This window comes from Runella sp. R5_40 (assembly GCF_057652295.1).
Genome location: NZ_JBYFCH010000002.1, coordinates 154,162 through 174,183 on the forward strand (window position 1 = coordinate 154,162; position 20,022 = coordinate 174,183).

At 44.9% G+C, this 20,022-nt stretch carries 20 protein-coding genes; 18 read left to right on the forward strand and 2 right to left on the reverse strand.

Translation table 11 applies throughout. The annotated features are described in order from the left end of the window. Nucleotides 1–5: 5 nt before the first annotated feature. The gene (locus AC23N5_RS05510; RefSeq protein WP_487754784.1) at nt 6–1,979 is read right to left on the reverse strand and encodes a tetratricopeptide repeat-containing sensor histidine kinase; all 1,974 of its coding nucleotides are present in this window, start codon (nt 1,977–1,979) and stop codon (nt 6–8) included. Nucleotides 1,980–2,168: 189 nt separating this feature from the next. Between AC23N5_RS05510 and AC23N5_RS05515 the strand changes: the two genes are divergently transcribed. From AC23N5_RS05515 to AC23N5_RS05600, 18 genes are all read left to right on the forward strand, one after another. Beyond that, on the forward strand, nt 2,169–2,624 hold the full coding sequence (locus tag AC23N5_RS05515) for a hypothetical protein (protein WP_487754785.1): 456 nt from the start codon (nt 2,169–2,171) through the stop codon (nt 2,622–2,624). A gap of 55 nt (nt 2,625–2,679) precedes the next feature. Further along, a complete protein-coding gene (locus AC23N5_RS05520; RefSeq protein ID WP_122933701.1) occupies nt 2,680–3,129 on the forward strand; it encodes a hypothetical protein in 450 nt (149 codons plus the stop codon). A 38-nt stretch (nt 3,130–3,167) separates the two neighbouring features. Next, nucleotides 3,168–4,091 carry a hypothetical protein gene (locus AC23N5_RS05525; RefSeq protein WP_487754786.1) on the forward strand — a complete coding sequence of 308 codons (924 nt, stop codon included), beginning with the start codon at nt 3,168–3,170 and terminating at the stop codon, nt 4,089–4,091. A gap of 216 nt (nt 4,092–4,307) precedes the next feature. Then, nucleotides 4,308–4,652, forward strand: a complete 345-nt coding sequence (locus tag AC23N5_RS05530) for a hypothetical protein (protein ID WP_487754787.1) — start codon at nt 4,308–4,310, stop codon at nt 4,650–4,652. A gap of 4 nt (nt 4,653–4,656) precedes the next feature. Next, nucleotides 4,657–5,565 (forward strand): helix-turn-helix domain-containing protein, encoded by a 909-nt coding sequence (locus AC23N5_RS05535; protein ID WP_183975521.1) that lies wholly within the window; start codon nt 4,657–4,659, stop codon nt 5,563–5,565. A gap of 177 nt (nt 5,566–5,742) precedes the next feature. Next, nucleotides 5,743–6,366: a TetR/AcrR family transcriptional regulator gene (locus AC23N5_RS05540; RefSeq protein ID WP_487754788.1), complete on the forward strand. Its 624-nt coding sequence runs from the start codon at nt 5,743–5,745 to the stop codon at nt 6,364–6,366. A 150-nt stretch (nt 6,367–6,516) separates the two neighbouring features. Continuing rightward, nucleotides 6,517–7,722, forward strand: a complete 1,206-nt coding sequence (spt, locus tag AC23N5_RS05545; protein WP_487754789.1) for a serine palmitoyltransferase — start codon at nt 6,517–6,519, stop codon at nt 7,720–7,722. Beyond that, nucleotides 7,719–8,840, forward strand: coding sequence for a hypothetical protein (locus tag AC23N5_RS05550; RefSeq protein ID WP_487754790.1), 1,122 nt, complete (start codon nt 7,719–7,721; stop codon nt 8,838–8,840). The genes spt and AC23N5_RS05550 overlap by 4 nt, the downstream gene beginning before the upstream one ends. Beyond that, complete coding sequence (locus tag AC23N5_RS05555) at nt 8,837–9,832, forward strand: NAD-dependent epimerase/dehydratase family protein (RefSeq protein ID WP_487754791.1); 996 nt, start codon at nt 8,837–8,839, stop codon at nt 9,830–9,832. Before AC23N5_RS05550 ends, AC23N5_RS05555 begins: the two co-directional genes overlap by 4 nt. Before the next feature lie 74 nt (nt 9,833–9,906). Further along, nucleotides 9,907–12,462, forward strand: a complete 2,556-nt coding sequence (locus AC23N5_RS05560) for a DUF5686 and carboxypeptidase-like regulatory domain-containing protein (protein WP_487754792.1) — start codon at nt 9,907–9,909, stop codon at nt 12,460–12,462. Between the two features lie 168 nt (nt 12,463–12,630). Further along, nucleotides 12,631–13,335, forward strand: coding sequence for a nucleotidyltransferase family protein (locus tag AC23N5_RS05565; protein ID WP_487754793.1), 705 nt, complete (start codon nt 12,631–12,633; stop codon nt 13,333–13,335). Between the two features lie 115 nt (nt 13,336–13,450). Further along, complete coding sequence (locus tag AC23N5_RS05570) at nt 13,451–14,332, forward strand: ATP-grasp domain-containing protein (protein WP_183975535.1); 882 nt, start codon at nt 13,451–13,453, stop codon at nt 14,330–14,332. Nucleotides 14,333–14,388: 56 nt separating this feature from the next. Further along, nucleotides 14,389–15,321 carry a CDP-alcohol phosphatidyltransferase family protein gene (locus AC23N5_RS05575; protein WP_487754794.1) on the forward strand — a complete coding sequence of 311 codons (933 nt, stop codon included), beginning with the start codon at nt 14,389–14,391 and terminating at the stop codon, nt 15,319–15,321. A gap of 1 nt (nt 15,322) precedes the next feature. After that, complete coding sequence (locus AC23N5_RS05580) at nt 15,323–16,351, forward strand: lysylphosphatidylglycerol synthase transmembrane domain-containing protein (RefSeq protein ID WP_487754795.1); 1,029 nt, start codon at nt 15,323–15,325, stop codon at nt 16,349–16,351. Between the two features lie 52 nt (nt 16,352–16,403). After that, entirely contained in the window at nt 16,404–17,102 is a 699-nt protein-coding gene (locus AC23N5_RS05585; RefSeq protein WP_487754796.1) for an HAD family hydrolase, read from the forward strand. Nucleotides 17,103–17,232: 130 nt separating this feature from the next. Continuing rightward, nucleotides 17,233–18,153: a PfkB family carbohydrate kinase gene (locus tag AC23N5_RS05590; protein ID WP_487754797.1), complete on the forward strand. Its 921-nt coding sequence runs from the start codon at nt 17,233–17,235 to the stop codon at nt 18,151–18,153. A 10-nt stretch (nt 18,154–18,163) separates the two neighbouring features. Beyond that, nucleotides 18,164–18,733, forward strand: a complete 570-nt coding sequence (locus tag AC23N5_RS05595; protein ID WP_183975543.1) for a DUF4833 domain-containing protein — start codon at nt 18,164–18,166, stop codon at nt 18,731–18,733. A gap of 1 nt (nt 18,734) precedes the next feature. Next, entirely contained in the window at nt 18,735–19,373 is a 639-nt protein-coding gene (locus AC23N5_RS05600) for a sterol desaturase family protein (RefSeq protein WP_183975551.1), read from the forward strand. Nucleotides 19,374–19,464: 91 nt separating this feature from the next. Here AC23N5_RS05600 and AC23N5_RS05605 read toward each other — a convergent pair whose 3' ends face one another. Beyond that, nucleotides 19,465–19,953, reverse strand: coding sequence for a hypothetical protein (locus AC23N5_RS05605; RefSeq protein WP_487754798.1), 489 nt, complete (start codon nt 19,951–19,953; stop codon nt 19,465–19,467). Nucleotides 19,954–20,022: the final 69 nt, after the last annotated feature.

A 20,022-nucleotide genomic window follows, 5' to 3' on the forward strand; every position in this document is an offset into this window, starting at 1 on the left:
TTGGACTACAGTTTTATTTCAATTTCTACCGAAGTTCCCTCTCCTACTGTGCTTTGAATATCCAACTTACCGCCCAAATACGCCACACGATTTTCGATATTTCGCATTCCCGCCCCTCTACGATATTCGACTTGTTTTAGGTCAAAACCTTTGCCGTTGTCCTCCACGGTGAGGTGTACAATTTCGTCCCTCCGAACCAACTGCACATAGGCATCGGTAGCTTGGGCGTGTTTGAGAATGTTGTTCAGCAATTCCTGCACGATGCGATAAAGCACCACTTCGACCGACGAATCAAGCCGATTTTCCATCCCAAGTACTTGCAAATGCACGTTGATTTGCCCCGTTTCGTTGAGGTCTTCACAAAAATCTTTCAGCGAGTCAGGCAGGCCATAGCGTACGAGCGCTTCGGGCATCATACTGTGAGCGACGCGGCGCATTTCATTAATGGCGAGATCTAGTTGTTCCAACGCCCGAGCAAATACGACCGTACTTGCTTCGGGCAAAATAAAGTTTCCTCTCACTTTCCCCAAGGTTAGTTTTACGCTTGTTAAAATTCCGCCCAAGCCGTCGTGCAAATCGCGGGCTACGCGCGTTCGCTCTTCTTCTTGGCCTTTTAAAATAGAATTGGTGGCGACGAGTTGTCGTTCTTGCTGTAATTGTTGAATTTCTTTTTCTTTCAGGAGGGTTTGCTGTTGGGCTATTTTTCGTTGGTTAGCCGCGTTACGGTACATCAATACTCCGATGCTTGCTATGAGAATTAGTCCCACCACCAACCCATAAATGAGCGTATTTTGGCGGCTTTTGTCTTTTTCTAACTGAAGAATCTGATTCTCTTTCTGCACTGTCTGGTATTTGGTATCTATCTCATTGAGTTTAAGCTTGGTTTCTTCGGCTTGAATGCTATCTTTCAGGGCGTTGTACTGGGCAAAATAAGCAAAAGCCTTTTGGTCGTTGTTGAGCTGATGATATGCCTCCGCCAAGCCTTTCAACGCCCTTGTTTTGGCTTCTAGGCGGTTCCCTTTTTCGGCTAATTGAAGCGCTTGCGTCAAAAATGGAATCGCTTCGGCAGGCCGTTTCAATTCTTGATAACAGCGTGCAATGCCCATTGAGCTGCTTATCTGAAAAGTCATTTTTTGGGTTTGTTGAGCATACTGCAACGCCAATTGGTATTGCCCGAGGGCATTTTCATAGTTCTTTTCAGCCACCCCAATTTCTCCCAGCACGGCGTAATAGCGCATATAAACGACGGGATTTTTAAGGTCGTTGACCAAAGTTTGGGTGGTAAGCAAGTATTTTTGGGCACTATCCAATTGATTGTTTTTGATGAAGCTATTCAACAAATAGATGTACGATGTCGCCAAATCAGCATCTTTCAAGTCCGCATTGAGGCGCGTTTCTACTGCTTTTTTGGTATAAATAATGGCTTTATCGTGCTGGCCTACTTTGGTATATAAATTGCTAATATTGAGATACATATTTCCCACCGCCACAAACCGCTCAGGAAAAACAGACGCCTGCCACACGTCCAGCGCTTGTAGCTGTAGTCGAACAGCTTTTTCGATGTCTCGTTTGGTTTCGGCAATGAGGCTCAAGTTTCCCAAGGCAGTAGCTACTCCCAACGGAGCGGTATCTTTTTTACTCTTTTTAAAATAGTCATAGCTTTTCTGGAAATAAACCTCCGCTTGATCGAATCGGGAAGTTTCTAAATAATGGATGCCGTATCCGTTGTAAATATGCCCGTATCCGTAATCATAGTTTTGTTTTTTACACAACGCCAAGCCTTCTTTCAACAACGCCAGCGCTTCCGTGGTATCAGCATTCATGATGAGCATCCGCGACAAATCTCCAATAATGTGAATGCGTGAGGTATCAATCTTTTCTTTTTTTAGCTCTTGTCGATAGCTATCAATGAGTTCTTGTTGGCTCCATACCAAACACGGCACTACCATCAAAAATACAAGCGTGAGTAATGGTTTCATCGAGGTAAAGGATAGGGTTTTCCCTTCTAATTTACGACGGTAAAGTTCTGGAACAAAACCATTTAATAAAATCCTCCAAAAGGCGGATTTTATTAAAATCGGATTTTTAGCCGATTGATTTTGGAAGGGGGGCAGGTGTAGTTTTGTAGAGCAAAAAGTTCTTTTCTTTCACTATCAACGCTCACAAAAATGAAACTTCTAATTGCACTCGCCGTGATTGTATCTAGCACAATCTTCTCAAACGACAACAACATTCTTTCTGCGGGTTCTTCTTCGGCAAAATTGTCGTCGAGTCCTCACGCCATCATCAAAGTAAAGCTCAAGTTTGGCAAAAAAAGCTCGGGATGTACCCGAACAGGTGTTTGCAGCTTTCAGTCGGAAGGCCCGATTGATATTGACATTAGTGCGGTAGAACCCAACACGGGTAGAGGAACTGCCAGTATGTCTAATGGAAAACTCGTTGTGAATCTCCTCAAAAGCTCAATGTCCAGTGAGACTATCACAAAACACTTTGCCAATAATCAATTTGTGGTCGAAGAGCCTTACAAAATAGAATTAGAGAATGCACTAGTTAGCTCTTATCTTATTCGTAAAGGCACCTATGAGGTCACCGAAAATGGCAAAATGTTAACGATTGAGTTTTAAAACCCACTCGGAAGAAGTGGTTATTTAACTGCTTCTTCCTTTCCCCCTACCCATTATGAAATCTTCTAGCAGCATTCGTAACGCTCTTTTCTTTGTAGCTTTTACACTTTTATTTTTTTCCTGCCAAAAAGAAGTTGAGCCCTCGCTTGCCGACCAAGTGGCAGGCGAATACACAGGTACTTACTACACTGTAGGAACTACGCGCATCAGCCTACCTGCTACCAACGCCGCAGGGGTAGTAGCCACCAGTAAAATATCAGTAACAAAAGTCGGTGACGAATCAGCCAATTTTAAAGTCACCTTTACCCTTACCGATAAAGCTGGCAAAGCCGCAGATTCATTTCAAACCTACGATGGCCTCATTCTTAAAAAAACAACCACTGGCGAAATAGAAGGATACCAAGGCTCTACCAAGCTCGTCACCTTTATCAATGGTGAACTAGGGGTTATTGCTCCCGACCCAACACCCTCAAAGACAGTGGTGTTTTACGGGAAAAAGAACTGAGCTTTTACCTAAATACGCTATCATCCATCTTTACTTTTATGGCTACTTTTTCAAAACTATTATTGGTTTGGGTTATTTTTTTTGGAAAAAACGTACTAGCCCAGACCGATTCCACTGCAACCGAGGAAGATACTACGGCCAATGCCTGGGAAATTGCCATCAATTTGGGCCTCAATCTCTCGCATACCATGCAGGTTAATGGCGTCCCAAACACAGGCAGGTTAGGTTTTTCGACCACCAACGGCATCGACCTCAATATCAATTATACCAAAAACCGTATCATTTCGACCAACGAATTTCACTGGCAGTTTTCCCTTTACAAAGCGGGTCTCAAAAGCATTACCCAAAAAACAGCCGACGAACTACTCAGTTTACACGACTTATCCACAGGGTTATCCACCGACCGTGAATGGAACATCAATATCATCGCTAAAACCAAAACGGGCGTGTTCAGCACCTACGAAGACGGAATGTTTCGAGACACCACAGGTGGTAGTAGAGTCCAAAGTTTTCTGAATCCCTACGAACTGATACTTTCACCTGGAATCAAGTGGCAACCTACCAAAGCTTTTCGAGTCTCGCTTTCGCCCTACACTTTCCGAATTTATGGACTTATAAGTCAGGCTATTGCAAACACTGGGCTTTATACTGAAGGCTATCAACCCAACGGGAGTGATTATATCAGACAAATCATCGAAAAACAAGGAGCAGAATTGAACATTTGGTACGATCGCAAATTTAAGAAGTGGCTTCAAATGCAATACCGCTTAGCCATCAAATCGAGTTATGCTGAAAAATTATTGGACAATGGCGCCCTTGATGGCCTTTTTATCACCAAAATCAAACTCATCAAAAACATCTACCTGACCCACCGCGCTACGCTACGAGGAGCATTGGAAGAGAAACCTTTTAAGCCTGTTTATATCCAAGTAATTACGCTGAGCTACGCCGTAACACTTTGATTATTTTTATTCTCCCCTCCTGAAGTGGTACTGAAGCAATTCGGTACCACTTTTTGTTGTAGCCCCTAGTCTGTTTTCCAATTGTTGTGTTTCTCTTTGTACTTTTTAGCTACAACATTCCGACTTTTGGCTACATCCTTTATTTAATTGTTGCAGAACTTTGCACTATCAAATAACTCCAAAAATTGGAGTAACTTTAAAAAAACAAAAGCAACAATGAAATTCGTCACCATCGCACTCCTGCTCATTTCGTCGTTTTTGAGCCTCAAACACGGCTGGGATGCCTTCCAACCTGCCACTGCCGAGCAAGCCAAAATGATGGCCGACTTGGGCATTACCAAATCCATGATGCCTTTTGTGGGCGCACTCTCCATTATTATCGGTTTGATGCTCCTTTTTCCTCAAACTTTTTTTGTGGGCAACCTGCTCAATGCGATTGTTATTCTGTTGATTATGGCGTTTTCGTTGCGGGCAGGAAATGTCAAAATGGCCTTCATCGAAATCCCATTTCTTACGTTGCCATTGCTATTGATTTGGTTAAAATACCCTTTTAAATTTTAGCAGTATGCCCCAAGAAAAACCGTACCGAATCAAATCCATTGCCGAAATTCATCGGTTGATGAACCTGCCGAAGCCTCAGCACCCGCTTATCGGCATGATTGACCTCAAAATACTAAAATCCGCCCCCAACATTCAGGCTGTGCTTTCAGATTTTTATGTGGTTTCACTCAAAAGAGGCTGCGACAAATTGTTTTATGGCCAGCAAAAATACGACTTCGACGAAGGCTTGCTGGCGTTCATTGCGCCAGGGCAAATTTTGCGCGGAGAAGCCAACGGCGTACCTGACAATTTGGACGGCTGGATGCTCTTTGTTCACCCTGATTTTTTGTGGAATACCCCACTTGCCAAAAAAATCAAACAGTACGAGTTCTTTGGATACTCGACCAACGAAGCGTTGTTTTTGTCCGACAAAGAGGAAACGACCATCAACGGTATTGTCAATAACATCCGAGAAGAATACCACGCCAACATTGACAAATTCAGCCAAGACGTAATCATTGCTCAACTGGACGTGCTATTTACCTACGCCCAACGGTTTTACGAGCGCCAGTTTATTACCCGAAAAATCACCAACAATCAGGTTCTCACCCGCTTAGAGGAGATATTGAGCACTTATTTCAACAGTGAAGATTTGGTCTTAAAAGGGCTCCCGACCGTTCAGCACGTTGCCGATTCGCTTAACCTCTCGACCAAATACCTGAGTAGCATGTTGAAACAGCTTATCGGACTTACTACGCAGCAGCTTATCCACGAAAAATTGATTGAAAAGGCCAAAGAAAAACTGTCCACCACCGAGCTGACTGTGAGCGAAATCGCCTACGAATTGGGGTTTGAACATTCTCAATCGTTCAATAAACTGTTCAAAGCCAAGACCAACCAAAGTCCCCTCGAATTTAGGCATTCCTTCAATTAAGATTATCAGTAACTATTCAATATGATCTGTTTTGGCCTCGTAAAATTGGCCAAAAAAAAGTTTTTCTTGTACTAATCAAATGGTTTAAACATTTGTTTAAAAATAGCATTTAAAATAATTGTTCAATCAAAAATTTGTTTTCACTTTTGTTGCGGAAATTTGAAAATGGAGGTTATCGTGACATGTATTACTCAGTCTAGTGAAGAGAGAATCAAAGAAGCGGCAAGGGCTATTTTTTTGAAAAAGGGGTACGCAGGAACAACGGCAAGAGATATAGCTGAAGCGGCCAACATGAACATTGCTTTGACGAATTATTATTTTCGAAGCAAGGAGAAATTGTTTATTGAAATTTTCAGGGATTTGTTCAACTATTATTGCCAAAACACCCTGAGGATTTTTGAGAAACCCGTCGGTATTCGCGAGAAATTAATCGAATTAATTGAAGAGGATTTTAGGGTCATGAAGGCAGAACCCAACTTGGTACTGTTTCTGATGAATGAAATTCAGCGCGACTCCGAACAGCTCCTCCCCGAGTTATCGAAGTTCAAGGAGTTGTTGCATGGGACGTTGACAACTCAAATTAAAGAAGAAGTACAAAATGGTCGAATGCGCGACATCAGTGCCGACCATTTAATACCACTCATTATGGGAAGTCTTCAGTTCATTTTTGTGGGCAAAAAAATGAATATGAAACTTCATAATACCTGCGAAGAAGAGTTCAACCACTTCGCCGAATGCCATAAAAACCTTATTATCAGCATGATTACTGAGTACCTGTTTGTACCAGAAACAGCTTCTTAGTTTTTCTAGTACTCTACAAACAATTCTGAAAAAAGAGTTGTTTGTATTTCTAAGGATAGGACATTACCTAACCACCATTACACCAAAAACAACGTGCCGATGCTTCATCGGATCCGTTGTATTATCAAAGTCTGACACGCTATTGACAGTATGGGAAACAAATTACGCAACAAGCTCGCGGAGTTTAAGGACGCTGCGATTGCTAAAGAGAAAGGAATCTACCCTTATTTCAGACCAATCGAGTCGGGGCAGGATACTGAAGTTCTCATCAACGGTAAACCCGTTTTAATGTTTGGTTCTAATTCTTACTTAGGACTAACCAACCACCCCTACATCATTGAGGCTTCTCAAAAAGCCGCTGAAAAGTACGGTACAGGCTGTGCGGGTTCACGGTTTTTGAACGGTACGCTCGACATTCACATCGAGCTAGAACGCCGACTCGCCGCTTATGTAGGAAAAGAGGCCGCCATCTTGTTCAGCACGGGTTATCAGGCCAACTTGGGGGCGCTTTCTAGCTTGACAGGTCGCCATGATTACATTTTGTTGGACGAAATGAACCACGCCTCCATCATCGACGGAAGTCGGTTGTCGTTTTCCAAGGTCATTAAGTACGCCCACAATGACATGGAAGACCTTCGCAAAAAGCTTAGCCTTCTGCCCGACGAAGCCGTGAAACTCATTGCGACCGACGGAATTTTTAGCATGGAAGGGGACATCGTAAACCTACCCGCACTCAACAAAGTAGCCGCTGAGTTTGATGCGTCTGTGCTGGTGGACGATGCCCATAGCTTAGGCGTTATTGGCGAACGCGGAGCGGGAACTGCCTCGCATTTTGGCGAAACCGACAACACCGACTTGTTTATGGGTACTTTTAGCAAGTCCTTGGCATCGTTGGGAGGGTTTATTGCCAGCGACAACGAGACCATTGAATACCTCAAACACCGTGCGCGTTCGCTCATATTCAGCGCCAGCATGACGCCCGCTACGGCGGCGAGTACGATTGCGGCACTCGACATTATTGAGTCAGAGCCGTTCCACATCGAGCGTTTGTGGGCCAATACCCGCTATGCCAAAGAACTGCTGCTCTTGAGTGGGTTTGATTTAGGGCCGACCGAAAGCCCGATTCTCCCAATCTATATTCGTGACAACGAAAGCACGTTCCTCATCACCAAGTTTTTACAAGACGAAGGCGTATTTGTCAATCCTGTCGTATCGCCAGCGGTACGCCCCGAAGACACCCTCATTCGCTTTTCGCTGATGGCCACGCATACCTTCACCCAAATCGAAGAAGCCGTGGATAAATTGGCACGAGTTGCCCAAAAAGTTTGTCCTGAAGCGCTAAAGCAACATATATGATTCGTATAGCCCCCGTAGAGTCTAGCAAAGAGGTAGGAAAATTCATTGATTTTCCACACGATTTGTATAAAAACGACCCCAATTACGTACCCGAACTCTTTATTGCCCAACGTGATATGCTTTCTCCCAAGAAGCATCCATTCCACGAACATGGGCAGGTAAAGCTGTTCTTAGCCTATAAAGACAACCACATTGTGGGTCGAATTGCGGCAATTGTCAATGGCAATCACATCGCATTTACGGGAAAACAAGACGGTTTCTTTGGTTTTTTTGATTGCATCAACGACCAAGAAGTCGCCCAAGCACTGATTGATACCGCAGTAAATCACCTGAAAGAGAAAGGATTAACACGCCTTATTGGCCCCGTTAACTTTTCTACCAACGACCCTTCTGGGGTGTTAGTTGAGGGTTTTGAACGCCCCCCCATCGTGATGATGACCTACAACGCACGCTACTACGACACGTTGTTGTCGAGCATAGGGTTGCGAAAAATGACCGATTTGCTGGCCTACGAGTTGGAAGTAAGCGAGTCTAACGACCGCTCTATCAAACTGTTGGAGGTATTGCAAAGCCGTTTGAAAAACAAAGGAATCACGATTCGTCAGGTGAATCTCAAAGACTTCAAACAAGAGGCCGTTAAGATTCGTGAAGTATATAACAAGGCTTGGGACAAAAACTTAGGGTTTGTCCCCATGACCGACAAAGAGTTTGACTTTTTGGCCAACGATTTGAAGTTATTGCTCGACCCCAGGTTCTGCCTCGTTGCCGAAAAAGACGGTGAATTCATCGGCTTTGCCCTCGGCGTCCCAGACCTCAACCAAATCTTGATTAAAATCAAACGAGGTCGGTTGTTTCCAACGGGGATTTTCAAGTTGCTGACCCAACGCAAAAACATTACTCGTTTGCGCGTATTGGCCCTTGGCGTTCTTGAAAACTACCGCAAACTGGGCATTGAGGCTTGCTTGTACGGTACCATCATTAAAAATACGTACGGAACAAAAATTACGGGTGGCGAATGTTCGTGGATGCTTGAAGACAATTACCTCATGAACCACGCCATCGAACAAATCAACGCAAAATTATACAAGCGGTATCGGTTGTACGAAAAAGAACTATGAGCGGGCGCATATTGATAACGGGGGCAAGCGGGTTTATTGGATACCACTTGATTGAGGCAGCCCAAAAAGCGGGATTGGAAGTCCATGCCGCAGTGCGCCCATCGAGCGATGTATCGCACCTTGAACCCTTAGCTCCTGTTTTTGTATATCCCGATTACCGTTCAACCGACGCGCTTCGGTCGTTTTTGGAGAAGGGTCAATACCAGTACATTATTCACTCAGCAGGTGCAACGCGCGCCAAAGACAGTGCCACGTACAACCTCATCAACGCCGAATATACCCGTCGGTTGGCCGAAGCAGCCTGCCAAATCAGTCAACCGTTGGAGCGGTTTGTGTTTGTGAGCAGTTTGGCCGCCCTTGGGCCGTTATCGTACTCTGAAAAACAACCGATTACCGAGAATACGCCACCAATGCCTGTCACCGATTACGGGAAAAGCAAGTTATTGGCCGAGCACTATTTAGCTGAAATAAAAGGGTTGCGAACCTCCATCATCCGCCCGACGGCCGTTTATGGCCCCCGCGAAAAAGATGTGTTTATCCTTTTCAAAACCCTCAACAGCGGCATCGACGCCTACATTGGCCGTGGTGCGCAACGTTTCAGCTTTGTTTACGTAAAGGATTTAGCAGATGCAACGGTAAAAGCAGCGCTTCACAAAAGCACCGCCAACCATGCCTTCAACGTATCGGACGGAGGCGCATACAACCGTTATGAACTGGCCGAGATTTTCAACGCATGGAGTGGCAAAAAGCCCGTTCGGATTCATATTCCTTTGGGGTTGATGAAAATTGTCGCAACAACCTTGGAAGTAGGCTATACATTTTCAAAAAATACGCCCGTCATAAACCGCGAAAAACTCAAAGAATTGACGGCTCAAAACTGGTTTTGTAGCATCGACGCCGCCCAATCGCAACTCGGCTATCAACCAAAATATGACTTAAAAAGAGGGCTTCTCGAAACCCTAACGTGGTATAAAGAAAACCAATGGCTCTGATAGCCAACCGATTATAAAAACCATTACCATTACAGCAACAGACGTGAACGACAAAGACTTCTTGAAGTAACAAAATGAAAAGAATAACCACACTCATCGTATTAGTGCTGCTTTTGCCGATTACTCTTCTCTTCGGCCAAAGCGCAACGGTTGTAAAAGGAGTCATTTCGGACGCTAAAACGGGCGAAACGCTACCTTTTGTCAACGTACAGGTAGTAGGCACGACCATCGGAACTACCTCAGATGCCGATGGACAATACACACTCAACGTACCCAACAAACAGCCTAAAATCAAATTTACGTACATCGGCTACCAAAGCATCGAAAAAACGATTACGCCAGGTAATACGCAAACCATCAACGTCAAAATGGCGGTGGATGCGCTTTTGCTCAAAGAGGTTGTCATTAAGGGAAAAACCACACGCTACCGCAACAAGGATAATCCTGCAGTTCAGCTCATTCGTCAGGTGATTGACCACAAAGAGCAGAACCGCATGACCCAAAACGACTACGTGGAGTACGAGCAGTACGAAAAAATCTCGCTCGCCCTGAGCAATCTTTCTGATGAATTTAAGGACAAGCGTATTTTTCGTAATTATCAATTTTTGTTTGTAACCCAAGATTCGGTTGGGATGGGCGGTAAAAATATGCTACCCGCTTACATGCAGGAGAAACTATCACAAGTATATTTTCGCAAAAACCCCTATACCAAAAAACAATGGGTACAGGCCGACCGCAAGGCCGAATTTGACCAAAAATTCATCGATAACGATGGGCTAAATGCTTATTTCCGACGCTTGTACGAAGACATTGATATTTATAAAAATGACATCTCAATTGCGACCAACTTGCTTTTGAGTCCCATTGCCAACACCGCTCCTACGTTTTATAAGTTTTTCATTCGTGATACCGTCAAAACCCAAACGCCTTGGTTGATTGAGCTTGGGTTTGTGCCACGAAATAAAACCGACATGCTTTTTGAGGGTAAACTGTTTATCACTCTCGATGGAAATTACAGCGTTCAAAATGCGTATTTGACTGTAAACAAAGACATTAACCTCAACTTCATGCGTGACCTTGAGGCCAAGATTGAATTTGTAAAAGAGGAAGATGGACGCTACCGCCCCAGCAAAACGTCGTTGGGGATGGAGTTTTCGTTGGGCGAAAAAGCCGCAGGTTTGTATGGTCAGCGCGTGGTAAATTTCAAAAACTTCTTAACCAACCAACCCCGTCCTGATAGCCTTTACAAAGGCCCTGCCCAAGAAAATGCGCCGACGTTTGCCCAGCTAAATACCAACAATGAAGCCTATTGGCAAAACTTGCGCCACTTGCCCCTCGACCGCATGGAGAGCAATATCTACCGCAACGTTGATACCTTGCAAACCATCCCGTCGTTCCGTCGAATCATGGACATTACAACCTTGTTTTTTGCGGGATACAAATCGTTTGGAAAAGTAGAAATCGGGCCTGCCAACACGTTTTACAGTTTCAACCCCGTAGAAGGTTTTAGACTCCGATTTGGCGGGCGTACCACTACCGAACTCAGCAATCGGCTCTATTTTGAAGGGTATGGAGCGTACGGTTTCAAAGACCAAAAGTGGAAATATTTTGCGAGCAGTACCTTTTCGCTCAACAATAAATCAGTCTATCATTTTCCGCTGCACTACATTCGAGCGAGTTATCAGCGCGACACCAAAATCCCTGGGCAAGAATTACAGTTTGTCCAAGAAGATAACTTCCTGCTCTCGTTCAAACGCGGCGACAATAACCGTTGGCTGTACAACGATGTGTTGAAGTTGGAATACATCCGCGAGTTTACTAATCACTTTTCGTATAAATTAGGTTTTACTCAGTGGGCGCAAACGCCCGCAGGCATTCTCAAATACGAACGAACCACCGACGGTGCCGCTCAAAATGTAGCTCAACTCAACAATACCGAACTGAGCTTAGAGCTGCGCTACGCGCCCAACGAGCAATTTTATCAAGGAAAACTCTACCGTACTCCGCTTATCAATCGTTACCCCATTTTCACGTTGCGCTACAACGCTGGGATAAAAGGACTATTATCGGGAGAAACTGATTACCACACGGTTACGGGAAATGTAGCCAAGCGCGTTTATCTGTCACAATACGGTTTTGCCGATGTTACGGTCGAGGGTGGTTACATTTTTGGCAAAAACATTCCGTTTCCGCTGTTGATGATTCACCGCGCCAACCAAACCTACGCGTACCAATTGAACTCTTATAACTTGATGAACTTCCTTGAGTTTGTAAGTGACCGCTACGCGAGCATCGATGTACAATATTATTTCAACGGTTTCTTATTCAACAAGATACCATTGTTAAAACGACTCAAATTGCGCGAAGTGGTGAGCCTAAAAGCCTTGGTAGGTGGCCTTCGTGATGAAAATAATCCTAATAAAGGCGCGTCTGTTTTTCGTTTCCCCGTCGATTCGGAAGGACGTAGCATCAGCTACAACCTAGGCAGCCAACCGTACATTGAAGGAAGCGTTGGCGTGGCCAATATTTTCAAATTAGTTCGGGTCGATTTGGTACGCCGTTTTAGTTACCTCAACAACCCCAATACAGTTCAGTGGGGAGTAAGAACACGCTTTAGACTTGATTTTTAAAATGTACGTCTATTTTAACACATAGAACACCTTAGAATCAACACATAGAAAATATAGAAATCGGTTCACTATGTTTTTTCTATGTGAAAAAAACTATCTGAACTATGTGGTAAAAGACCTCGTACACCCCGTTAACAGTTAATAGATAAACGAGACACAAACAACAACATGAATTATGGAATCATAGCAGCGGGAGAAGGTTCGCGGTTGGCGAAGGAAGGATTTACCCTTCCCAAACCCATGGTGCAGTTGCACGGCGAAATGCTGATTGACCGCCTGATTGCGGTATTTGCCCGCAACCGCGCCGAATCCGTTCATATCATTATCAACGAAAACTCAGCCGTGCTCGAAGCGCATTTGTTGCAGGCCAAGTATCCCGTCCCTGTTCACATTGTAAAAAAAACAACGCCTAGCTCGCTTCATAGTTTTTACGAATTACTAAAAAGTACCGAAGCCCCCAACGATTTTTGCTTAACTACCACCGATACTGTATTTAAGGAAGAAGAGTTCAAGGCATATATCCAGGCTTTTGAAGCAGAAACTACCCTCGACGGACTGATGGCGGTTACGTCGTTTGTGGATGATGAAAGCCCCTTGTTTGTCCGTACTGACGAACAGCTAGGGATAACTGATTTTTGTGATACAAACGACTCGTCAATTCGTTATGTGTCAGGCGGTATTTACTGTTTACGCAGCAAAGCCCTGGCGCAGGTAACGCAGGCGGTCGAAAGTGGTACCAATCGAATGCGCAACTTTCAGCGCCACTTAGTCGCCGAAGGGTTACAATTAAAAGCGTTTCCCTTCCAGAAAATCGTCGATATCGACCACGTAAGAGACATTACAACCGCTGAACTGTTTTTAGGCGAAACTTAACAAGACCTTCTTAGACTTGGAAGGTCTCTTTTGAGAACTTAGCATGACCTTCCAAGTTTGGTTACAAGCAAGTTCAAAACTTGGAAGGTCTCATTTGACATCAACTATTATTACGATGAAAACCACTACATTACTCGGAGTAACTAGAAACAAGAAATTTTCGCCCAACCACGTCGGGAACGACGGCGCGATTTTTTCTTTGGTTACCCAAGAGCTCGAAAAAATGGGTTACTCTGTCCAACTTTGGGACGAAGATACCTTCTTGGCAGCCACCGAAATCCCTCAACAGTATATTTTCACCATGGCCCGCCAAAAACGAGTTGTGAAGAAATTACAACAGCTTGAAAACGAAGGCAAAACCGTCGTCAATTCGGGCTTTGGGATTGAAAACTGCTTCCGTACCAACATGACCAAAAATTTGTTGGAAAACGGGATTCCATACCCAAAAAGTTACATTGTCCCAACCGATTACGACGGAAACGATGTTTTTGAAAACCTTCCAGGAAAGGGTTTTTGGGTAAAAAGAGGAGATTTTCACGCCATCCACAAAGAAGACGTGTCATTTGCCGCCACTGCCGAAGAAGCCAAAGAAATGCTGCAAGAATATGCCCTGCGCGAAATTCCCGATGCCGTTATTTCGGAGCACCTTCGTGGCGATTTGGTGAAGTTTTATGCCGTACGCAACACCGACTTTTTCTTCTGGTTTTATCCGTACGCCAACAACCACCACAAGTACGCCGAGTACGAACACATCAACGGACAATCAGTTTACTATCCGTTTGACGAAAAAGCCTTACAACAAGCCGCCAACGCCTCGGCAGAAGTGCTCAACATTCACATTTACGGAGGCGATGCCATCATCGACAAACACGGTAATTTTCACCTCATCGACGTCAACGACTGGCCAAGCTTTGCACCTTGCCGCCAAGAAGCATCCGTTTATATTGCTCAAGCCATTGCCGAGCAATTTGAGCTACAGCCCGTAGCTGTGAGCTAGTTGTTACCAGTTGCTCGCTGCTACTTTTTAACCATTACCTATACTAACGATAACGAATGGAGACATTGACAAAAGATACCCAAGCCCCTCAGGCAAGTGCGTTTCAAAGTTCGCTCAAGTCCAGCGATACCGAAGAGCGAATTGACATTTGGTTTTACCGCCCCATTGGCTACCAAATTGCCCTTTTTTGCGCCAAAATCGGCATTACGCCCAACGCCGTTACCATCATCAGTATTTTCTTTGGCGTAGCGGCGGGGATTCTCTTTTATTACCAAGAATTGTGGATTAACGTCATCGGGATGTTATCGTTGGTATTTGCCAACTCCCTCGACAGCGCCGACGGGCAATTGGCTCGTTTGACCAATAACAAAAGCCGTCTGGGACGTATTTTGGACGGGCTGGCGGGAGATTTTTGGTTCATTGCCATTCACGTCGCTATCTGCTTGCGGAGTCAAAACGAAGGCTGGAGCGCTCTGATTTGGGTACCTGGCGTAGTGGCAGGATTATCCCACATCGTTCAATCAGCCATGGCTGATTACTATCGAAATGTTCACTTGTTTTTTATCAAAGGAACTTCTGGGAGTGAGTTAGACAACAGCCGCGATTTGCAAAAAGAATACGATACCCTTTCGTGGAGCAACCATTTCTTCCCGAAACTCGTTGCCCGTAATTACCTCAATTACACCAAATTACAAGAAAGCTTCTCGCCTAATCTTCAAAAACTTTTGGGTGTCGTGCGCGAGCGTTTCCAAAACGGCTTGCCCGAATGGCTTATCACTGATTTTCGGGCGATGAACAAGCCGTTGATGAAATATACCAACATCGTACAATTCAACACCCGCGTGCTGTTTTTGTTTTTGTGGCTTTTCATCGACCAAGCGTGGATTTACTTTCTCTTCGACATTTTCGTGCTTAACCCCATTTTGATTTACATGTGCGTAAGTCAGGAAAAAGTAAGCCGTCATTTTTACCAAAAACTAACCGCCTAACGTGAAAATCAACGCTGTTACCTACAAAATCCTGTTCATGGCCATTGGCATCGGTACGCTGGTGTACATGGTGCATGGCTTGGGTATTGAGGTTATTTGGGAAAATATCCAAAAAACAGGTTGGTGGTTTGTGCCCGTCATTGGCAGTTGGCTGGTGATTTATATCCTCAATGCGTTGGCGTTCAAAGCCATCATTCAGGAGCCAAATTTACCCCAAAGTAATCTGTCATTTGGGTCAATTTTGCGGCTCACCATTACGGGCTATGTGATTAATTACATCACGCCTTTTGTGGCGTTGGGCGGTGAGCCTTACCGCATTATGGAACTAAAGCCCACGCTGGGACTCCAAAAAGCCAGTTCATCGGTGCTGCTCTACAGCCTGATGCACATGTTTTCGCACGTGATTTTCTGGCTGGCGTCCATCTTGCTCATTTTTGCTTTTGTCCCGCTGGCTCCTTTGATGCTCACGGGTTGTTTGATTATGCTGGTGGTGGGGCTGGTACTGGGCTTTTGGTTTATGCGAGCCTACAAGCGCGGCTTTACTGTCAGTACGTTTCGCTTGCTGACGCGCCTGCCTTGGGTCGGTAATAAAGTACAAGCCATGCTGGCCAACAAAGCCGATACGTTGCACGAAATCGACGACCAAATTCGGATTCTTTACGCCGAACGACGTCCTCGCTTTCACGCTTCTCTTTGGCTCGAATTTGCAGGACGCGTGGTGGGTTGTGCCGAAATTTACTTTACAGGCCAAGCCATTGGACTCAATATGTCCATCGTCGATTCGCTGATTATCAGCTCTGGGTCGTCGTTGTTTGCCAACCTTATTTTCTTTTTACCCATGCAGCTCGGCACCCGCGAGGGTGGCTTGGCACTGGCCCTGACGGCCGTGGGTATGCCTGCCACGGCGGGGGTGTTCATCGGGTTGGTAACGCGCATCCGTGAAGTGGTTTGGATTGGGATTGGGCTATTGATGATGAGAACCAAAAAAGCACAACCTATTGTGAAGGAAGAAGAAGAGCTCACTTACTGATATTTAACACCGTTAACGGACAACAACTAACTGTTAACAGAGACCATTACTTATGATAAAAGGATTGCTATTTGATTACGGAGGCACTATTGATACCAACGGCCTCCATTGGGGAAGGGTACTTTGGGACAGCTACGAAAAACACCAAGCAGGTGTACCAGAAGCAGTTTTTCTGAAAGCCTATTCCTACGGAGAAAGGGCCTTGGCCATTCACCCGATTATTGAGCCTCGGCACACTTTTTTAGATACATTACAACTGAAGGTAGAACAGCAGTTTTTGTTTTTGCGCAACGAAGGCATTGACCTACCCGCCTCACTTGGCAAGGCCATTGCCCACGATTGTTATCAGTTTGCCAAAAGCTCTGTTCAGCAAGCAGCGCCCGTTTTGGCTCAATTGGCCAACCGCTATCCTTTGGTAATGGTTTCTAATTTTTACGGAAACTTATCCACGGTCTTGCAAGACTTCGGAATTGCGGGGTATTTCCAAACCATCGTTGAGTCGGCGGTTGTGGGAGTTCGGAAACCTGATGCGGCCATTTATGCCTTGGGCGTACAAGAACTGGGTTTTTCGCCTGACGAATGCGTCGTCATTGGCGATTCGTACAGCAAAGATATTTTACCCGCCAAAACCGTTGGTTGTCAAACCATTTGGCTCAACGTCAAAGGTTGGGAAACTACCGAGGTAAGTTCTGAAGCTGACGTTGAAATAGATGACTTTGCGCGGATTCCTGAGGTAATAGGCGGGTTGTGAGCAACCCTTTGACACGAACAAAACGGGTTGTGAGCAACCCTTGACACAAAGAGCGGGTTGGGAGCAGCCCTTGACACAAAGAGCGGGTTGGGAGCAGCCCTTTGCACAGACACCAAAATCGTTAACAACCATGTATGACATTTGCACTATTGGGCACATTACCCTCGATAAGGTAGTGACCCCGAAATCAACCAACTACATGCCTGGCGGCACTTCTTTTTACTTTTCAAAAGCATTGCAAAATGCCGAAATAAACTACGCCCTCGTTACGGCCGTGGCGACGGAAGAGTTAAAAGTAGTGGCAGATTTGCGCAAATCAGGCACCGAAGTGTTCGCCTTACCTAGCGAGCACACGGTCTATTTTGAAAACATTTACAGCTTTGACCAAAACCACCGTGAGCAAAACGTTTTGCAAAAAGCTACGCCCTTTGACGTTCCCGCCCTCCCCGACCTTGATGCGCGGATTTTCCATTTAGGCCCGCTTCTTTCCGATGATATTTCGGCGGAGTTGGTGAAAGAACTAGCGCGTCGCGGCATGGTTTCGTTGGATATTCAAGGCTTTTTGCGTTACGTTGATAATAAAAAAGTACGTTATCGCGATTGGGCCGACAAAAAAGCATTGCTTCCTTATATCGGTGTTTTAAAAGCCAACGAATTTGAAATGGAGGTATTGACTGGCCACCACCGCGTGAAAGATGGGGCAGAATACTTGGCCGATTTGGGCGTTAAAGAAGTAATCATCACTTTGGGAAGCCACGGCTCGGTTATCTATACCGATGGCGTATTTCACAAAATTCCTGCGTTTACCCCCTCCCAAGTAGCCGACGCTACGGGTTGCGGCGATACCTACATGGCGGGGTATCTGTATCAACGCATCAAAGGGGCACACGTCCAAGAAGCAGGCGAGTTTGGTGCCGCCATGGCCACCATTAAAATCGAAGCATCGGGGCCATTTTCTAGTGATTTTGAAAAAGTAGAAAACGTACTAAAGTTTGGTGCCCACAACGGATACCGAAAGGTCTTTTCGTGGTCGGAAGCCCTGCTTCAATAGCCTTGTTATTATGAAGAAAAGTCTTTTTGTTTTTTTATTTACAGCCATCCCTTTTTTGTTTTCTGCCGTTTCGCCCGAAAGCTCGGCGGTCAATACCCCGCTGCCCGACCCCGAAACGTTTCCCGTGCCCAACGGTATTCCAGGGTTGCTATTTTATATCCAACGCGACCCCAATACCAACACGATTTGCTATGAGCTAAATGTGGATAAAAACGGCAATTTTGAAGCCGAAGACCCCGTGCACGTTTTCTGGATTCGATACCCCGAAGGAGGAATGCGCAAGGAACTCAATTTTATCCAGCGTAAGTTTGCGTACGGCATCAATGTCAAAGCCAACAGCAACGGAAGTTACGATTTGCGGTCGGTGGCTTACTCTAAGCTACCACTGCATTTACGAAAAGATGCCCATAACAAGTACCACGTTTATACCGATATCAACAAAAAAGAATGTGTTCTGAGTCGCGTCTTTATCCGCATCGATGGAGGCTCGTTTTGGTCACCCAACGTACTTTTTATCGAACTTAAAGGCACTGACGTCGTCTCAGGAAAAACCATGGTTCAACGCATAAAACCATCCTGATATGCCAAAGCTTTTTATTTCAAATTCAACGGAATCTACCCGAATGTTCAAGAGCGACTTGTTGGAAGCTCTTTCCAAAGTACACTACAGTGTTCCGTTATTTATCTTTATTCCCGTTATTTTATTTTTTACTTGGCAATCTCTCTTTGAAGGCCAAGTAGGTGGGCTGGCTTTTTTAAGCTATTACGCTGGTGGATTGTTTATTTGGACGTTTACGGAGTATTTTCTGCACCGTTTTGTGTTCCATTTCACGCCTAAAGGGAAATTGATGGAACGTATCCATTTCATTTTCCACGGAGTTCACCACGACTACCCCAACGATGCCAAACGTTTGGTAATGCCTCCGTCGGTCAGTATCCCGTTGGCAACGGCGTTTTATCTGCTCTTCACTGTTTTTATGACCAAATACGTTGTAGCTGCTTTCTTTGCAGGCTTTATTACGGGGTACTTGTTCTATGACATGACGCATTACGCTTTACATCATGCCAACTTTAAAGCTGGTTTTTGGAAGAAACTAAAGAAACACCACATGCTGCACCACTATGCCGAACCCGATAAAGGATACGGCGTTAGTTCGGAGTTGTGGGATAAGCTTTTTAATTCTGATTTTTCGGAACGAAAACATGTAGAAACAAAATAGGAATCTCTTCCAAAGAAAAAGCCCTCCCTGAATCGCTCAGAGGAGGGCTTTTTTTATGATCTTGATTTTTGGAATCGTATAGCGGCTTGGCTTATTCTTCCGACAAACGAACTGCCGTTGCGTGGCTTTTTGTATCAACATTCACTGGGCTGTCAATCAAAACCGTTGTTTGAGTAAACTCATCTGCGGTAGGCAACGCTGCCAACAACTTTGTAAAGTTAATTTTTACCATTGGCAAGCCTGGGTTTTCGTCAACCGTTGGTAAAGAGGCCAACAATTTTGCACCACTGATACGTGGAGCAGGAGTTTCGATATTTTCATCAGTTACTGGCAATGAAGCAATCAGCATTTGTGGTGTCATTGTTGAAACTGATACGAAAGTGGCAGCATTTGCATCTTCAGTTGGCAAAGTAGCCAACAATTGAGATTCAGCTTGGGTGAACTTTCTAGTAGGTTGAGCTTCTGCTACAGTGGTTAAACCTACAAGACTTAATGCGATGGTTGTGATAAGCGATTTCATGGTTTTATTTATTTGTATGTGGCTGTAATTCTGTTTGTGTTTTGCTTTTTGTTGATACAAAGATTGCCTGTTTTTGCCATTCCTGAAAGTAGTTAATGACGAAGGGTATTTTTCAATGACGAACGACCT

What these genes read in the sequence shown, in the direction of transcription:
- AC23N5_RS05510 (WP_487754784.1), bottom strand. Translation starts at nt 1,979, where the DNA reads ATGAAACCATTACTCACGCTTGTATTTTTGATGGTAGTGCCGTGTTTG.
- AC23N5_RS05515 (WP_487754785.1), top strand. Translation starts at nt 2,169, where the DNA reads ATGAAACTTCTAATTGCACTCGCCGTGATTGTATCTAGCACAATCTTC.
- AC23N5_RS05520 (WP_122933701.1), top strand. Translation starts at nt 2,680, where the DNA reads ATGAAATCTTCTAGCAGCATTCGTAACGCTCTTTTCTTTGTAGCTTTT.
- AC23N5_RS05525 (WP_487754786.1), top strand. Translation starts at nt 3,168, where the DNA reads ATGGCTACTTTTTCAAAACTATTATTGGTTTGGGTTATTTTTTTTGGA.
- AC23N5_RS05530 (WP_487754787.1), top strand. Translation starts at nt 4,308, where the DNA reads ATGAAATTCGTCACCATCGCACTCCTGCTCATTTCGTCGTTTTTGAGC.
- AC23N5_RS05535 (WP_183975521.1), top strand. Translation starts at nt 4,657, where the DNA reads ATGCCCCAAGAAAAACCGTACCGAATCAAATCCATTGCCGAAATTCAT.
- spt (WP_487754789.1), top strand. Translation starts at nt 6,517, where the DNA reads ATGGGAAACAAATTACGCAACAAGCTCGCGGAGTTTAAGGACGCTGCG.
- AC23N5_RS05550 (WP_487754790.1), top strand. Translation starts at nt 7,719, where the DNA reads ATGATTCGTATAGCCCCCGTAGAGTCTAGCAAAGAGGTAGGAAAATTC.
- AC23N5_RS05555 (WP_487754791.1), top strand. Translation starts at nt 8,837, where the DNA reads ATGAGCGGGCGCATATTGATAACGGGGGCAAGCGGGTTTATTGGATAC.
- AC23N5_RS05560 (WP_487754792.1), top strand. Translation starts at nt 9,907, where the DNA reads ATGAAAAGAATAACCACACTCATCGTATTAGTGCTGCTTTTGCCGATT.
- AC23N5_RS05565 (WP_487754793.1), top strand. Translation starts at nt 12,631, where the DNA reads ATGAATTATGGAATCATAGCAGCGGGAGAAGGTTCGCGGTTGGCGAAG.
- AC23N5_RS05570 (WP_183975535.1), top strand. Translation starts at nt 13,451, where the DNA reads ATGAAAACCACTACATTACTCGGAGTAACTAGAAACAAGAAATTTTCG.
- AC23N5_RS05575 (WP_487754794.1), top strand. Translation starts at nt 14,389, where the DNA reads ATGGAGACATTGACAAAAGATACCCAAGCCCCTCAGGCAAGTGCGTTT.
- AC23N5_RS05585 (WP_487754796.1), top strand. Translation starts at nt 16,404, where the DNA reads ATGATAAAAGGATTGCTATTTGATTACGGAGGCACTATTGATACCAAC.
- AC23N5_RS05590 (WP_487754797.1), top strand. Translation starts at nt 17,233, where the DNA reads ATGTATGACATTTGCACTATTGGGCACATTACCCTCGATAAGGTAGTG.
- AC23N5_RS05595 (WP_183975543.1), top strand. Translation starts at nt 18,164, where the DNA reads ATGAAGAAAAGTCTTTTTGTTTTTTTATTTACAGCCATCCCTTTTTTG.
- AC23N5_RS05600 (WP_183975551.1), top strand. Translation starts at nt 18,735, where the DNA reads ATGCCAAAGCTTTTTATTTCAAATTCAACGGAATCTACCCGAATGTTC.